Here is a 15546-nt window from a genome sequence, read left to right as displayed (position 1 = left end):
TTCGGCACGTTACGCCGAGCGGCTGAACCGCACGGCCGCGGCGGCGGTCCGGCGGACCACGACGCCCTACCGGCCGCGCCGCGCCGCGGCCTCGCCCTCGCCGGCGGGCTCACCGCCGCCCTCGCCGCCGGGCCGTGGACTACTCTCCGGTGGCCCCGTCCACCGCCTCGCGGATGAGGTCGGCATGGCCGTTGTGCCGCGCGTACTCCTCGATCAGGTGGAAGAGGATCCACCGCAGGCTGGGCGTTCCGCCGCGGAAGCCGGGGCGCCGGGCGGGCTGATCCAGACCGCCGTCGGCCAGCGCCTCCGCGACCAGCACACGGGAGCGGGCCACGGCGTCCTGCCAGAGCGTACGCAGCTGCTCGGGGGTGTCGTCGGCCGCCGAGTGCCAGTCCCAGTCGGGGTCGGCCTTCCAGTCCACTGTGTCCCACGGCGGGTGCGGCTCCCGCGCGTGCAGCCAACGGGAGCACCACCAGTCCTCGACGTAGGCCAGATGCTTGAGCATGCCGCCCAGGTTCATCGGGGAGGAGCCGACCGTCGCGTTCAGCCCGGCCGCGTCCAGCCCCTCGCACTTCCACGCCAGGGTCGCGCGGTGGAACTCCAGGAATCCCAGGAGCGTGGCGGTCTCGTCCCCGGCGACGGGAGGCGGCGTACGCCCCTGCTCATCCAGTTGGTCCATGATCCGGGAGTCTAGAACAGCCCCGGACCCCGCGGTACGGCCCGTGACGACGGCCCGCCCCCGGGCCGGAGCGCCCCGGCGGCGGCGGACCGGCGGCGGACCGGCGGTCGGCCCCGCCCGACGGGCCGTCAGTGCGCGGACGACAGCGCGAAACCCACGGTGTTCGCCGTGGTGACCAGCGCGGGTGTGAAGGACGTCAGCGTCTCCATCGGCACCAGGAAGGTGACGGTCGAGATGCTGACACCGCCGACCGGCGCCCCCGTGCGGTCGAGCACGGGCGCGGCGACGCAGCGGACCGTCCGCTCGTTCTCCTCGTTGTCGATGGCGAAACCCTGCCGCCTGATCGTCTCCAGTTCCTCGTTGAGCCGGTCGCGGCTGGTGATGGTCGACGGTGTCCTGGCCGGCAGTCCGGCCCGGCCGACGATGTCGGTGACCTCGTCGGCCGGCAGGTGCGCGAGGATGCACTTGCCGATCCCCGTACAGTGCAGCGGCACGCTCATGCCGATGCGCGAGGCCATCTGATACGGCTGGTCGCCCGCCACCTTGTGGGAGTACACCGCGCGGTCACCGCTGCGCAGCGCCATGTGGACGGTGTGGCCCACCTCCTTCACGAGCCGGCCGAGCGTGTCGCCGACCCGGGCGTCGCCGGTCAGCGCCTGGACCGAGGCGGCGAGGGCGAGTGCCCGGGGCCCGGGGCCGTAGACGCCGGAGCCGTTGTCGTTGACGAACCCCAGCTCCACCAGGGTGCCCAGGATGCGGTGGACCGTGGCCTTGGGGACGCCCGTCTCGCCGGCGATGTCGGCGAGCCGCCGGGGCGCGGTGCCGGTCACGGCGGCCTCCAGGATCGTCACCGCCTTGGTCGCCGCGTTGCCCGCGCTGGACGACCGGCCGCCCCTGCGGGGCAGTTCGAGGCTGGCCGGGGCTGACTGCCCGTCTGTTTCGTTCTCTGTTGGATCCATTGACACTCCTTTTGCAGTCCGTATACCGTCGCGGTCGTTCCGCAAGGCAGAGTGTGATTTCACTACGCGGAACGCTGACACTGTAGCGCACCGCACGATGCCGAGTGGCCGGGACCGAGCTCAACTCGCCCCCGGCCCAGGCGCATCACTCCGGTCCTGAGCGATGGCGCCAGGTATGACAAGGAGCGAGACGTGACGAACAGACCGACAGACGGCGGCCCGACGCCGACCCGGCTCGGCTGGGACATTCGAAATCCCGGTACGGGCGCGGTACTTGGCACCATGCCGGTCTCCTCCCCGGAGCAGATCCGGCAGGCCATGGAGAACGCGCTGCGCGGCCGCCGGCTGATGGCCGCGATGCCGGCCCACGAGCGGGCCCGGCTGCTGAACGCCGTGGCGGACGGAATCGAGCGCCGGGGCCCCGAACTGACCGCGCTGGTGGCCGCGGAGAACGGCAAGCCGATCCGGCAGACCCGTGAGGAAGTGGCCGCCGCCGTCAGGATCTTCCGCGGTTTCGCCGCCGAGGCCACCCGGATCTTCGGCCGGCAGATCCCGCTGGACGCCGTACCTGGTCTGGAGACGCACCTCGCCTTCACCGTACGGGAGCCGGTCGGTGTCGTCGCGGCCGTCGTCCCCTTCAACTACCCGGTCGAGCTGTACGCGCACAAGGTCGCGGCCGCGCTGGCCGGCGGCAACGCCGTACTGGTCAAGCCGCCGGAGAAGTGCCCGCTCGCGGTACTGGAGATCGCCGGGATCGTCGAGCGGGCGGGCTTCCCGCCGGAGGCGCACCAGGTGCTGACCGGCGGCGTCGAACTCGTCCGCGAACTGGCGACCAACCCCGCGGTCGACATGGTCACGCTGACCGGCAGTACGGCGGCGGGCCGGGCCATCGCCGAACTGGCCGCCGGCACACTGAAGAAGACCCACCTCGAACTCGGCGGCAACGACGCGCTGATCGTCTGCGCGGACGCCGACCTCGACAAGGCCGTGGACGCCGTCGTCCTGGGCCGGCTGGCCCGCGGCAACGGGCAGATCTGCTGCGCCGTCAAGCGTGTGTATATAGAGGACAGCCTCTACGGCACCTTCGCCGACGCCGTGGAGGCCCGCGCCAGGGAACTGGTGGTCGGCGACCAGCTCGAAGAGGCCACCGACGTGGGCCCGCTGATCACCGAGCAGGCGGCGGAATCGGTGACGGCCGCCGTCGCGGCCGCCGTCGCGCACGGGGCGCGGCTGCTGGTGGGCGGTCCGCGCACCGGGGCCTTCGTACCGCCGACCGTGCTGGTCGATGTCGCGCCGGACGAGGAGACCACGGCCGAGGAGATCTTCGGCCCGGTGGTTCCCCTGATGCGGTTCGGCGACGTGGCGGACGCGGTGGCCATGGCCAACGCCTCCCCGTACGGCCTCCAGGCCGCCGTGTTCACCAAGGACCTCGCCCGCGCCTTCGCGGTGGCCCGCCGGCTGGAGGTCGGCGGAGTGGTGATCAACGGATCGACCGCGCTGCGCGCCGAGAACCTTCCCTTCGGCGGGCTGAAGCTCACCGGCGGCGCCCGCGAGGGACTGCACGACACGCTGCTGGAGATGACCGAGCAGAAGACCGTGGTCGTGATGGACGGCCTGGCATGAGACTCGAACTGCGCGGTGTGCGCAAGGCGTACGCCGGGGTGGAGGTGCTGCGCGACATCAGCCTCACCATCAGGGGCGGGGAAGTGCTCGCCATCGCGGGCGCGAACGGCGCCGGCAAGTCGACCCTGATCAAGTCGCTGGCCGGAGCCGTGCCGCTGGACGGCGGCGAGATCGTGCTGGACGGCGAACGGCTCGACCTGCACCGGCCGCAGGACGCGCACCGGGCCGGTTTCCGTACGGTCCATCAGGAGCTCAGTCTCGTACCGGACATGACCGTGACCGAGAACGTCCTGCTGGGCGCGATGCCGTTCCGGCGTGGCTTTCTGGACTGGCGTGCCGCCCACGACAAGGTGCGGGGGCTGCTGGCGGAGATCGGCTTCCACGAGATCGACCCGCGTACCAGGGCGGGGGAGCTGTCGGTCGCCCGCCAGCAGATGGTGGAGATCGCCAAGGCGCTCTCCGGCCGGCCGCGGCTGCTGGTGCTCGACGAGCCGTCGGCGGTGCTGGCCGGATCGGACCTGGACGCGCTGATGGCGCTGATCGGAAAGCTCCGGGAGAGCGGCGTCGCCGTGGTCTACGTCTCGCACCGGCTGGGCGAGGTGATGGACATCGCCGACCGGATCACCGTGATCAAGGACGGGCGGGTGGTGGCCACGACACGCCCCGACGAGACGAGCGAGCAGGCCATCGTGGAGATGATGGCCGGCCGCAAGCTGGAGCAGGTCTACCCGGACCGGGTGGTCGAGGCCGGGGCGCCACTGCTCAAGGTGACCGGGCTGTGCAAGGACGGCGTGTTCCAGGACGTGTCGTTCTCGGTCGGGGCCGGCGAGATCGTCGGCATGTTCGGGCTCGTGGGCAGCGGCCGCAGCGAGATCGCCCACTGTGTGTTCGGGGCGGACCGGCCGACCGGCGGCTCGGTCGAGGTCAACGGCGAGCAGAAACGTTTCTCCAGCCCCCGGGAGGCGATCGAAGCGGGACTGGCGCTGGTCACCGAGGACCGTAAACGCAGCGGGCTCGTCCTGGGCATGAGCGTCTCGGACAACGCGACCTTCGCCACCCTCGGCCGGATGCGCAGATTCGGCCTGCTGGATCTGCGGCAGCGGGACGCGGCGGTCACGGACATGGTGGAACGGCTCGCCATCAGCCCGCCGCGGCCCCGGATGCCGGTGGTCCAGCTCAGCGGCGGCAACCAGCAGAAGGTCGTCCTGGCCAAGTGGCTGCTGACGAACCCTCGGGTGCTGATCCTCGACGAGCCCACCCGGGGCGTCGACATGGCGACCCGCGTCGACGTCTACCGAATGATCGACGAACTCAGCAAGAACGGGATCGGCGTTCTCTTCATCTCCTCGGACCTGACGGAAGTGCTCGGCGCGACCGATCGCGTTCTGGTGATGCGTCAAGGCCGGCTCGTGGCCGAGGTGCGCTCCGGCGAGACGACCGAGAACGAGGTCCTTTCTCATTCAGTGGGAGTTTCCGCGTGACCGACCAGAGTGCGACGACGCTTGAAAAGCCGCCGGGCCAGGACCCGGCCGGAACCGAGAAGAAAACACCGGCCGTACTGGGCCGTATCCGGCCGACGAACCTGGTGTTCTTCGCTGTCGCGGTGATATTCGTCGTGGTGGCGGCGCTCACCAACGACTCGTTTTTCACCACCGACAATCTGACGAATATTCTTTCGCAGATGGTGACGACAGGACTGCTCAGCCTGGGTATGCTGATGGTGATCCTCACCGGCGGAATCGATCTGTCGGTCGGCGCGATCGTCTCGCTCACCGGAATCATGTCGGCCGGCCTGGTGGCCGGAATGCCCCTGCCGCTCGCCATCCTGCTCGCCATTCTCGTCGGCGCCGGATGCGGAATCGTCAACGGCATACTGGTCGCCCACTTCCGGATGGCGCCGTTCGTGGTCACCCTGGCGGCGATGACCGCCTTCGGGGGCCTCACCTACGTCTACTCCAAGGTCCCCATCACCCCGGACAACCTCGGGTTCCTCACCCTCGGCGCCAAGAACATCGGCGTGATACCGCTGTCGGCGATCATCACGGTGGTCCTCTTCGGACTGGGCTGGATATTCCTCAACCGGACCGCGGCGGGCCGCGCCCTGCTGGGAATCGGCGGGAACGAGGAAGCGGTCCGGCTGGCCGGCGTCAATGTACGCAATTACCTGATCCTCGCCTATGTCATCAGCGGGGTCTGCGCGGGAATCGCGGGAGTGATTCTCGCGTCGCGGGTCGGAATCGCCCAGCCGAATGTCGGCAGCGGTTTCGAACTCGATGCGATAGCCGCCTGTGTGATCGGCGGCGCGGCCCTTTCCGGCGGGCGCGGCACGATAGGCGGCGCGCTCGGCGGAGTGGTCCTGCTCGGTCTCATCGACAACCTGCTGAGCCTGTACGACGTCGAAAGCTACTGGCAGCAGGTGCTCAAGGGAGTCATCATCGCCGTCGCGATTCTCGTACGGCGTCGGGAACAACGGGGCGCTTAGTCCGTCATTCGGTTCGGTTTGCCTCGGAAGGAACAACCATGAAGAAGATCATCTCTGCCGCTGTCGTATGCGCCGCCGCGGTCTCGCTCACCGCGTGCGGCGGAAATTCGGACGACAAGGCGGGCAGCGGCAGCGGCGGCGGCGGCAAGCAGCAGATCACGATCGGTGTGGCCAACTTCGGGCTCCAGGCGCCGTACTTCATCGCCATGTCGAAGGCCGTCCAGGACGAGGCCAAGAACTACCCCAACGTCAAGGTGATCGTCACCGACGCGCACTCCCAGGCCAACCAGCTCACCACCGACGTGCACAACCTGCTCGCCCAGCACGTGGACGGCATCATCATCTCCGGCGGCCCGCTCAACGCCGCGCCCGCCGCCATGAACGCGATCAAGCAGAAGAAGACCCCGGTCATCCTGGTCGACCGCAAGTTCAGCGGGGACCAGTACACCAGCTGGATCGGCCCGGACAACACCCAGATCGGCCAGGGCGACGGCAGTTACATCGCCGACCGGCTCGGTGGCAACGGAACCGTCGCGATCATCAGGGGCGGCCCCGCGGACAACACGATCGGGCTGGACAGAACCAACGGCGTCAAGGCCGCGCTCAAGCAGGCACCCGGCATCCAGACCGTCGTGGCCCCGGACTTCGGCAACTGGAGCCCCGACGGCGGCCTGGACGTCATGCAGAACCTGCTGGTCAAGAACAAGAAGATCGACGCGGTCTTCTGCGAGAACGACGCCATGTGCCTCGGCGCCCAGAAGGCGATCTCCAACGCCCACCGCAGCGAGGAGATGTTCCTGGTGGCCGGCGACGGCCAGAAGGAAGCGCTCAAGGCCATCGTGGACGGCACCAACTACGCCGGAACCGCGCTGAACAACGCCAACACCATCGGCCAGATGGGCTTCAACCGGCTGCTGGCCGTGCTGGGCGGCGCGACCCCGCAGAAGGACACCCCGCTGGCGGCGCCGCTGGTCACCAAGGACAACGTCGCCCAGTACTACGACCCGAAGAGCGCGTTCTGAAGCCGAGCACAGGGACGGCCATGCCATCGGGTCAGGGGAGGACCGTTGTGAACGACGCCATGGGAGCGATCGCCGGTGACACCGGACGTCCGACACTCGTCGCGGTCGGCGAGGGACTGCTGGAGGTGGGCGTACGCGCCGACCTGCCGCGCAACCTCCTCGGCCGGGGGTTCGGGGGCGATGTCCCCAACGCGGCCGTCATGGCCAGCAGGCTCGGGGTGAACGTACGGCTGCTGACGCGGCTGGGCACGGACACCGCCGGACGGCTGCTGCTGGACTTCTGGCGCGAGTCGGGGGTCGACGTGGGACGGATCGTCAGCGACGCCGACGCGCCGACCGGTGTCTACATCAACGACATCGGCCCCCGCGACCACCGGTTCGACTACTACCGGTCCTCATCGGCCGCCACCCTCCTGCACGAGGGCGACGTGGACGCGGAGTCGCTGAACGGCGCCGACGCCCTGTACATCAGCGGGATCTCGATGTCGATCTCCGAGAGTTCGGCCCGCGCGGTCGAACACGCGGCGGCCCTGGCCCGCAAGCGCGGCGTGAAGGTGGCCTTCTGCGTCAACTACCGCCCCGCGCTGCGGCCCGACCCCGACCGGCTGCTGGCGCTCGCGCGCACCGCCGATGTCGTCATCTCCTCGGGGGACGACATGCGGGGACTGCTCGGCTCGGGCGAACCCGAGCTGATCAGGCGGGAGTTGGGGCCGGGGCCCGCGGAGATCGTGGTGACCTCGGGCGGTTCGGGAGCGGTGGTCGACACGGGCAAGGCCAGACACCATGTACCGGCCCCCCGGGTCCGCACCCGCGACACCGCCTGCGCCGGGGACGCGCTGGCCGGCACCTACATGGCGATGCGGCTCACCGGGGCGGCGCCGCACCGCGCCCTGTCCTGGGGCGTCCTCGCCGGGGCCCTGTCCTGCCGGGGCGTGGGCTGCGCGCAGTCCTACCCGTCTGCGGACGAACTCGCGCGGGCCCGTACCGAAGTGGGGGACGACGAGCGGGTGTTCGTCGGCGACTGAGCGGCCCGTCCGCGATGAACTCCGTTCCGAGCCGGTGGCACGGCCCGGAACGGCTCACCCGAAGCCTTCGCAGGCGTAAGGAGGTGCACTTGATCCTCGTGTCGTGGCGCACGGTTCTTTAGCACACGAAAGGAATGATAATGCAAGGCAGAGTTGTGAGGGGGCGTCGGCGCGGACTGGCGGCCTTCGTCACCCTGGCGGTGGCCGCGACCGGTCTCACCGCGGTGACATTGCCCGGCACGGCACAGGCGACCACCATCGGCGGCGGCGCGTCCGCCCTCAAGGTCCAGTCGGTGGCCGCGCACGACGACAAGTCCGTCGACATCACGTTCAACAAGACGCTCGGCAGCGACCTGTTGCAGTTCACGGACGCCAACACGGCCTACGCGGGCCAGTACATCAGGATCAGCGGCGGCGCCGACGGAACGGACGCCGCGCTCGACGGCCGGCCGCTCTCCGAGATCGCGGGCACCGAGGTCCGGCCCGTCGACACCGCGCAGCACAGCACGCTGCGCGTGGTCTTCGGCCCCAGCGTACGGCTCAACGACGCCGCCTACCGGCTGTGGTTCGACGGCGGCGCCGACTCGCTCGACGACCTGTTCTTCCGCGGCGACAACGGCGGCGCCCTGCCCGGCCGCACCACGGCCCAGACCGCGTTCACCGGCACGTCGCAGGACGCGGCGACGGCCGCGGTCACCAAGGTCACGGCGCTGAGCACCCGCAGCGTCGAGGTGACCTTCGCCTCCTCCGTCACCTCCGGGATGCCGAACGGCGCCTACACCGGCAACACCATCTCCCTCACCTCCGGGGCCACCACCGTGACCCCGCGTTATGTCGAGCGGGTGGCCGGCCAGGACAAGAAGGTCTACCGCCTGTACTTCGGCTCGGACCTCCAGGCCGACGGCGCCTACCAGCTCACGCTGGGCAAGTCGCTGAAGCTCACCACCGACGCGGGCGCGAGCCCCGCCGACCTCGTCACCGCGGTGACGGGCAGCCGTACGGCCTGGAAGCCGGCCGAGATCTCCGCGATCGCCGCGAGCGGGAGCGGCGACCAGATCCGGGTCGAGTTCAGCCGGAAGGTCGCGCAGGTCAACCCGGCGGGCGCGGCCGTGCCGGTCAAGGAGACCGCCACCGGGGTGAGCGGCACGACCCTGACGGCCGACCAGGTCAGGAGCCTGTTCACGTTCAGCGGGGTGCGCACCAGCACCCTGCGGGACGCGGCCACCGTGCTGCGCGACGACGCCGCGTACTTCACGGACGCCTCCACCCTGTACATCAAGCTGGACAGCGGAGAGCGGCTGCTCCCCGGGCTGGGCGGCAAGATCGCCCTGCGGCCCGGCGCGCTGACCGACGTCACGGGTGCCACCAGCACCAGCACGGCGGCGGAGAAGGTCTCCGTACCGCTGTTCTCGCTGCCCAAGGACACCGGCTACAACGCCTACGGTCCCGACTACCTCAAGGTCGAGACCCACGCCACGACGGTCTTCCAGCGCTACGACTACTCGGTCAACCCCGACGGTCAGTCGGTCTCGCAGAAGAACGTCAAGGACAAGGTCGTCGGCGAGACGGTCAAGACGATCGTCGCCGAGAACAAGTACATCAAGGCGACCTTCGCGCCCAACTACGGCGGCCGCCTGCTGTCCATCGTGTACAAGCCCACCGGGCACGACCTGCTCTACACCAACCCGGTCGGCACCCCGTACGGCTTCTCGTCCGCGCCCGCCGGCACCCACGGCAACTCGCCGTTCTACAAGAACTGGCTGATGGTCTGGGGCGGTGTCTTCCCGACGATCAGCGAGGCCGAGCACGGCAAGTACTGGAACACGCCCTGGGACTACAAGATCAAGCAGACCGGTGACAGCTTCTCGATCACCGTCGACCAGACCGACACCGTCGACTACCCGGACGCGCCCTCGAAGTACGTCTACGGCGCGACCGGCATCGAGACCTCGGTCACCTACACGCTGACCAAGAAGCAGCCCCAGGTCGGCATGACCGTGTCCCTGCACAACCCGACGGGCCAGGACAAGAAGTACGAGTACTGGACCTGCACCACGCTCGCGCCGGGCGCCGGCTCCCACGAGGGCTCGCCGACGATGTCGATCGTGGCCCCCGCCAAGGAGATCTACCAGGACCCGAGCTACACGTGGATGCGGAAGCGGGAGGCCCCGGCGAACCCGGACACCCCCACCGACGGCTACCTGAAGTTCGACAGCCTCAAGAAGATGGAGAACTGGGACAACAACGGCATCGCCTACGGCCAGAATCTCGCCACGCTTCCGCAGGCGAACTGGTGGGGCGTCATCAACCACGAGAACAACGAAGGCGTCGTCCGGGTCGGCGACAACACCAAGACCCCCGGTATGAAGATCTGGGAGTGGGGCCAGAACGCGTCCTTCGACACCAATGTGTACTCCAAGGGCAACTCGGCCCGGCCGTACATCGAGCTGTGGGCGGGTGCTTCCACGCACTTCTTCACGCCCGCCACGCTCAAGGCCGGGGAGACCCTGTCCTGGACCGAGTCGTTCATCCCCACGATGGACCTCGGCGACGTGACCAACGCCAACACCAACGGAGCGGCCCACGTGGGTGTGGACGCCGCGGGCAATGTGGAGGCCCGGGTGTTCTCCACGCAGTTCGGCCAGATCCTGAACGCGGCGCTGGTCGACGTGACCACCGGGAAGACGCTCACCCAGCGTCTGTTCATCGGTGACGAGCTGACGGCGTTCGAGGTGGACGCGAAGGCGCCCGCCGGGCACCAGGCGAAGCTGGTGCTGACGGACCTCCTCGGCAAGAACCTGCTGACGGCAGAGTCCGGGAAGTAGGCGAGCGGCGTTTGCCGCGGGGGCCGGTACGAGGTGGGTGATCCGCTTCGTGCCGGCCCTCGCGGGCGTTGGTGGGGGCGCGGCCGGCGTGGTGGGCGGTCGGCGTACGTGCCGGGTCCGCGCGGGGGCGTACGGTCGGCGTGCGCGTCGGTCAGGGAAGGGGCGCGCCGGTCAGCTCGGTGGGCGGGAGCTGTGGACGCGGCGGGAACCGTGGACGCGGCGGTAGCTCCAGACGAGCAGCGTGAAGAGCACGACGCCGGACAGGATGAGGCTCGATCCGGTGCTCCAGCCGGTGAACGGCAGTTGCGACACCAGGGGTACACCCCACACGATCCCCGCGGCGACCAGCGCGAGACCGGCCAGGACGGAACCGGCGATCCGCCACGCCGAGGTAACGCTGGCCTCGGCGGCCACCATCGCCTGGTTGCGGACCGGCGCGACGAACCGGGCGAGCGGGGGAACGGCCCGGGAGAGCATGATCAGCCCGGCCAGCACCAGCAGCAGTCCGGGCCCCGGCAGGACCAGCAACGCCGTGCCGATCAGGGTGAGCACGCCGCCCGCGATGCCCAGGACCAGCCGTTTCGCGGGGTGCAGCCGGACCGGGGGAGCCTCGGTCGCCCCTTGCGCGGATTCCGCGTCCGGTGCCCCGGTCTTCGCCCGCCGTGCTCCGTTCACGCGCCCACCGTAACCGCCCCGGGCCTCCGCAGCGGTCCGCGACTCGGGGAGGGACGGGTCGCGGGCGGTACGGAGTGGGGGGTGGGATGGCGGCCGGGCTCACGGCCGGGCTGGCGTGGGCGGCCTGGCGGCGGGGCTGGGTGCGGGCCGGCGTGGCGTGGGCCGGCCTGGCCTGGGCTGGGCGGCGATCATATGCCCGCGGTCACGGCCTTCAGCTCGTCCAGTGACTCCCGTATGAACTGCGCCATGTCCCGCTCGTCCGTTCCGCCGATCCAGCGTTCGAACGCGATCTTGAAGACGGCTATCCCCGCCTCGGCGGCCAGGCTCGCGCCCGGGTCCGCGACGCCGCGCCCGCGCAGCGCCTCGGCGAGGGCGGCGGACAGTGACGCGAGCTTGATCAGCTCGCGTTCCCGCAGCTCCGCGTTCGCGTTGATGACCTTCTGCCGCTGCCGGGAGTGCTCGCGGCGTTCCTCGAAGACGGCCGCGGCGGCCTGGAGAGCCGCGGCCACCGCGTCGATCGGCGCCGCGGACCGCGGCGCGGCGGTGAGGGTGCTCACGAAGAGCTCCTGGAGGGAAGCCGCGCCCGCGAACAGAACCTCGCGCTTGTCGGCGTAGTGCCGGAAGAACGTCCGCTCCGTGAGCCCCGCCCGCCTGGCGATCTCGGTCACGGTGGTCTGTTCGAACCCGCGCTCGCTGTAGAGCTCCAGTGCGGCCTGCTCCAGCCGGCCGCGCGCGTTCGGCTCCCATCGACTCATGTCGCCGATCCTATGTGATGACAGCGACTGGCATCAGATGTAGGTTGATGACAGTCGCTGACATCGACCGCCCCGCCGCCGTGTGTGCCGTGGTGCGGACGGTCGCCCCTATCCGGGAGGTTTCCCTTGCGTGTGTTCATGACCGGTGCGTCCGGCTGGATCGGTTCCGCCGTCGTACCCGAACTCCTCGGCGCGGGCCATCAGGTCGTCGGGCTCGCCCGCTCGGACGCTTCGGCCGCCGCCCTCGCCGCGGCCGGGGTCGAGGTGCGGCGCGGCTCCCTGGACGACCTCGACGCCCTGCGGAGCGCGGCCGCCGGGTCGGACGGCGTGATCCACCTCGCGTTCAAGCACGACCTCTCGTTCTCGGGGGACATGAAGGGCGCCGCCGACGCGGACCGCCGTGCCATCGAGACCTTCGGCGAGGCGCTCGCGGGCTCCGACAAGCCGTTCGTCATCGCCTCGGGGACACTCGGGCTCGCACCGGGACGGATCGCGACCGAACGGGACGGGCAGGCAGCGGACCCGGCCGCGCCGTCGGACGCTCCGGTGAATCCCCGGTTGCTCAACGCGCGGTTGACGCTCGCGCTGGCTTCCCGAGGTGTGCGCTCGTCCGTGGTGCGACTGCCCCCGACGGTGCACGGCGAGGGGGACAACGGCTTCATGGCGATCCTGATCGGCATCGCCCGCGACAAGGGTGTCTCCGGCTACGTCGGCGACGGGGCCAACCGCTGGCCCGCCGTGCACCGGATCGACGCCGCGCACCTCTTCCGCCTGGCGGTGGAGAAGGCCCCGGCGGGTTCGACGCTGCACGCGATCGAGGACGAGGGCGTGCCGGTCCACTCCATCGCCGAAGTGATCGGCCGTCATCTCGGCGTCCCCGTGGTCTCGGTCCCCCCGGAGAACGCGGCCGAGCACTTCGCCTGGCTGGGCGCCCTCCTGGCGATCGACGGCCCGGCGTCCAGCGCGGCAACGCGCGAGCTGCTGGGCTGGCACCCGACCCACCCCGGCCTCCTGGAAGACCTGGACAAGGGCCACTACTTCCAGTCCCCGTCCGCCTGATCCCCTCGCCCGCCGACGAACACCCTGACGACCGTGACGGTTTCGGAGTTCTGTGGCGTCGATTCGGCGTGAGTCCGGGCAAGGCGCTGACGGTGGGCACCTGGGGCCGCGATTCCTCGATCGGGGCGGGGAATTCGCCGAGGGCATCGCGTACGGCCCGGGACGGCTCCTGGGCCATCAGGATCTCGAACGCCTCCTGCCGGCGGACAGGGTCTACGCTGTGGACTGCGGTCACCGCGCGTGATCTTCGGGTTTCGCACACCGAGGATCGACGGTGGCCGTACCCGTCTTCTACCAGGTGGGAGTGGTACTCGCAGTGTCGAATCCGCCTGAGTTCCGCGGCTTCAACGTGGTGTGGCGGGGCTACGACCGCCGGCAGGTCGACCGCTGTCTCCAAGCCCTGTCCGAAGCGGGCGCGCCGGTCGACCCGCCTCTGTTCCGGATCGTGGGGCGGGGCTATGACCGCCGGCAGGTCGACGTACGCATCAGGGACCTCCTGGCGGACAACGACGTCAACGGCTGACTGCCCGCGGGAGTCTGTGACTTCGGGCGACAGATGGGCGTCGCGGCACTATGTGCCCGGCGCCGTGTCGGTGCTGGTCGCGCTGTCGCCGGCGGGTTCCCGGAGGTGGTGGGCGGTTGTGCGGTCGCCGCCGGGCAGGTGCTCGATCGCGGCGAGGAAGTCGCGGAAGGCCCGGTCGGTGCGGGCCGCGTCGGCGGTGGCGTCGAGGTCCATGAGGAGACCGCGGATGACGGCGAGGACGAGCGTCGCCAGCTCCGGCCGGCCGATGCCGCGCAGGCCGTCCTCGAGCGGCCCGAGCCAGTCGGTCGTCGCGGTGCGCCGGAAGTCGGGCCACAACCGCTGCTCCGCGCTCTCGCGCAGCTGACCGAACATCCGCAGGTACGGCCGCCCGGCCGAGCCGGTGATCGAGGTCCAGGCGCGATCCAGGGTGGCGGTGTAGGGCTCGTCGGGTCGCACCCGCAGGAGGTCGCCGAATGTGTCCAGCTGGCGCCGGCGCGCGTGCCCGAGGACGGCCCGCAGCAGGGCGTCGCGGGTGCCGAAGTGATAGATCAGCATGCGGGCCGAGGTGCCGGTGGCGGTGGCCAGCGGTTCGAGCCGGTCGGGGAGGCCGTGCGCGAGGGCGTAGTCGGTGCAGGCGTCGAGCAGCCTGTCCTTGATGTGCGGCTGCGGTCGTCTGCCCATGCCGGCATTTTTTCCCGTAACGGCGGCTACGTCTACCGTTGGTCGAAAGGCAGTCACGGCAGACGCGGAGGCAGCGATGAGGGTCGTGTTCGTCCATGGGGCGTGCGTACGGGACGGGTCGTGGTGGTGGCACCGCACCGCCGGGCTGCTGCGGGAGCGGGGGGTGCTGAGCGTGGCCCCCGCGCTGCCGAGCTGCGGCGAGGCGGGACCGCCCGGCGGCGTCGGCGGTCCTGGGCTGTCCGAGGACGTCGCGGCGGTGCGGCAGGCGCTGCTGGACAGCGACGAGCCGACCGTGGTGGTCGCCCACAGCTACGGCGGCATCGTCACCGCGGAAGCCGCCGCGGGCATCGGGTCGGTGCGCCACCTGGTGATGGTCTCCAGCTACCTGCCCGAGGTCGGGCAGAGCCTGTCGGATTTCGGGGACGGCGGCCCCGCCCCCTTCCTCGACGTCGACCCCGACGCCGGCACCTTCGGGGTCCGCCCCGAGCTGCTCGTGGACACATTCCTGCGGGACTGCGACCCCGAGGTACAGGCGCAGGCGGCGGACCGTCTCGCCCGGCAGAGCGTGCGGGTGACCGGGCAGCCGGTCGGGGCGGCCGCGTGGCGGCAGGTGCCCTCGACGTACCTCGTCTGCGCTCAGGACCGGGGCACCCCGCCGCGGCTCCAGCGGGAGTTCGCCCGCCGGGCCGGCGGCGTCGTCGAGCTCGACGCCGGCCACCACCCGTTCCTGTCCCAGCCCGCCGCGGTCCGGGACCTGCTGCTGAGCCTGTGACGACAGCCGCGGACGAGCCGGGCCGGCGACCCCGACATCACGTGACGGATGCCACCCGAGACCTCGGAGTTCGCAAAACCGCGACCAAGGCGCTCAGAGATTTCCGGAGGGGTGGCTTCGCTGCTCATGCAGGCGTCCCACCTCAAGGAACTGCTGATAAAGGAGGCCGAGCAGCGCCGCGTATGCGTGTTGTGAACGAGCTGCCGCCCGGTCGCCCTCCGACGCGACATCGCCGATCCGATCAATTCGATGCATGACCTCTTGAAGCAAGGTGAGGACATCAACCGGCGCCGGCTTGAAGATCCCGCGGTCCACATATCGGATGACCGTCGTCATGTACTCGTCGGCGCCCGCCAGATCACTGTGAGTGAGAATCAGGTCTTCGCCTGACCCGCTCGGGGGGAAGGGCAGGTGGCGCCACAGAGTATAGGAGTCCATAAAGCTCAGCATCATTTATTCCCTGCTT

General features: G+C 70.3%; 15 protein-coding genes. 9 read left to right on the top strand and 6 right to left on the bottom strand.

Going from position 1 to position 15546, the window contains the following annotated elements:
* Positions 1–139: 139 nt before the first annotated feature.
* Both OHA30_RS03180 and OHA30_RS03175 read right to left on the bottom strand, forming a co-directional pair.
* Positions 140–679: a DinB family protein gene (locus OHA30_RS03180; protein WP_328912250.1), complete on the bottom strand. Its 540-nt coding sequence runs from the start codon at positions 677–679 to the stop codon at positions 140–142.
* A gap of 128 nt (positions 680–807) precedes the next feature.
* Positions 808–1638, bottom strand: a complete 831-nt coding sequence (locus tag OHA30_RS03175; protein ID WP_328912249.1) for an IclR family transcriptional regulator — start codon at positions 1636–1638, stop codon at positions 808–810.
* Between the two features lie 192 nt (positions 1639–1830).
* Between OHA30_RS03175 and OHA30_RS03170 the strand changes: the two genes are divergently transcribed.
* The 6 genes from OHA30_RS03170 (at position 1831) to OHA30_RS03145 (ending at position 10615) form a co-directional block, all read left to right on the top strand.
* Positions 1831–3261, top strand: a complete 1431-nt coding sequence (locus OHA30_RS03170; protein ID WP_328912248.1) for an aldehyde dehydrogenase family protein — start codon at positions 1831–1833, stop codon at positions 3259–3261.
* The gene (locus tag OHA30_RS03165) at positions 3258–4742 is read left to right on the top strand and encodes a sugar ABC transporter ATP-binding protein (protein ID WP_328912247.1); all 1485 of its coding nucleotides are present in this window, start codon (positions 3258–3260) and stop codon (positions 4740–4742) included. Before OHA30_RS03170 ends, OHA30_RS03165 begins: the two co-directional genes overlap by 4 nt.
* Positions 4739–5743 carry an ABC transporter permease gene (locus OHA30_RS03160; protein WP_328912246.1) on the top strand — a complete coding sequence of 335 codons (1005 nt, stop codon included), beginning with the start codon at positions 4739–4741 and terminating at the stop codon, positions 5741–5743. Before OHA30_RS03165 ends, OHA30_RS03160 begins: the two co-directional genes overlap by 4 nt.
* Positions 5744–5781: 38 nt before the next feature.
* A complete protein-coding gene (locus OHA30_RS03155) occupies positions 5782–6765 on the top strand; it encodes a substrate-binding domain-containing protein (protein WP_328912245.1) in 984 nt (327 codons plus the stop codon).
* 47 nt (positions 6766–6812) lie between these two features.
* A complete protein-coding gene (locus OHA30_RS03150; protein ID WP_328912244.1) occupies positions 6813–7790 on the top strand; it encodes a sugar kinase in 978 nt (325 codons plus the stop codon).
* A 140-nt stretch (positions 7791–7930) separates the two neighbouring features.
* Positions 7931–10615, top strand: a complete 2685-nt coding sequence (locus OHA30_RS03145) for a DUF5107 domain-containing protein (protein WP_328912243.1) — start codon at positions 7931–7933, stop codon at positions 10613–10615.
* Between the two features lie 171 nt (positions 10616–10786).
* Here the strand turns inward: OHA30_RS03145 and OHA30_RS03140 are convergent, their stop codons facing one another.
* Entirely contained in the window at positions 10787–11290 is a 504-nt protein-coding gene (locus tag OHA30_RS03140) for a PGPGW domain-containing protein (RefSeq protein WP_443045028.1), read from the bottom strand.
* Between the two features lie 188 nt (positions 11291–11478).
* A complete protein-coding gene (locus OHA30_RS03135; protein ID WP_328912242.1) occupies positions 11479–12045 on the bottom strand; it encodes a TetR/AcrR family transcriptional regulator in 567 nt (188 codons plus the stop codon).
* A gap of 126 nt (positions 12046–12171) precedes the next feature.
* Between OHA30_RS03135 and OHA30_RS03130 the strand changes: the two genes are divergently transcribed.
* Both OHA30_RS03130 and OHA30_RS03125 read left to right on the top strand, forming a co-directional pair.
* Positions 12172–13104: an SDR family oxidoreductase gene (locus tag OHA30_RS03130; protein ID WP_328912241.1), complete on the top strand. Its 933-nt coding sequence runs from the start codon at positions 12172–12174 to the stop codon at positions 13102–13104.
* A 274-nt stretch (positions 13105–13378) separates the two neighbouring features.
* Positions 13379–13627 carry a hypothetical protein gene (locus OHA30_RS03125; protein WP_328912240.1) on the top strand — a complete coding sequence of 83 codons (249 nt, stop codon included), beginning with the start codon at positions 13379–13381 and terminating at the stop codon, positions 13625–13627.
* A gap of 48 nt (positions 13628–13675) precedes the next feature.
* Here OHA30_RS03125 and OHA30_RS03120 read toward each other — a convergent pair whose 3' ends face one another.
* Entirely contained in the window at positions 13676–14308 is a 633-nt protein-coding gene (locus OHA30_RS03120; RefSeq protein ID WP_328912239.1) for a TetR/AcrR family transcriptional regulator, read from the bottom strand.
* A 76-nt stretch (positions 14309–14384) separates the two neighbouring features.
* Between OHA30_RS03120 and OHA30_RS03115 the strand changes: the two genes are divergently transcribed.
* Positions 14385–15080: an alpha/beta fold hydrolase gene (locus OHA30_RS03115; protein WP_328912238.1), complete on the top strand. Its 696-nt coding sequence runs from the start codon at positions 14385–14387 to the stop codon at positions 15078–15080.
* A gap of 93 nt (positions 15081–15173) precedes the next feature.
* Here OHA30_RS03115 and OHA30_RS03110 read toward each other — a convergent pair whose 3' ends face one another.
* Positions 15174–15533 (bottom strand): hypothetical protein, encoded by a 360-nt coding sequence (locus OHA30_RS03110; RefSeq protein ID WP_328912237.1) that lies wholly within the window; start codon positions 15531–15533, stop codon positions 15174–15176.
* Positions 15534–15546: the final 13 nt, after the last annotated feature.

The organism is Streptomyces sp. NBC_00223 (assembly GCF_036199905.1).
GTDB lineage: Bacteria > Actinomycetota > Actinomycetes > Streptomycetales > Streptomycetaceae > Actinacidiphila.
The sequence above is the reverse complement of the archived record's forward strand: the minus strand, read 5'-3'. Positions and strand labels throughout refer to the sequence as shown.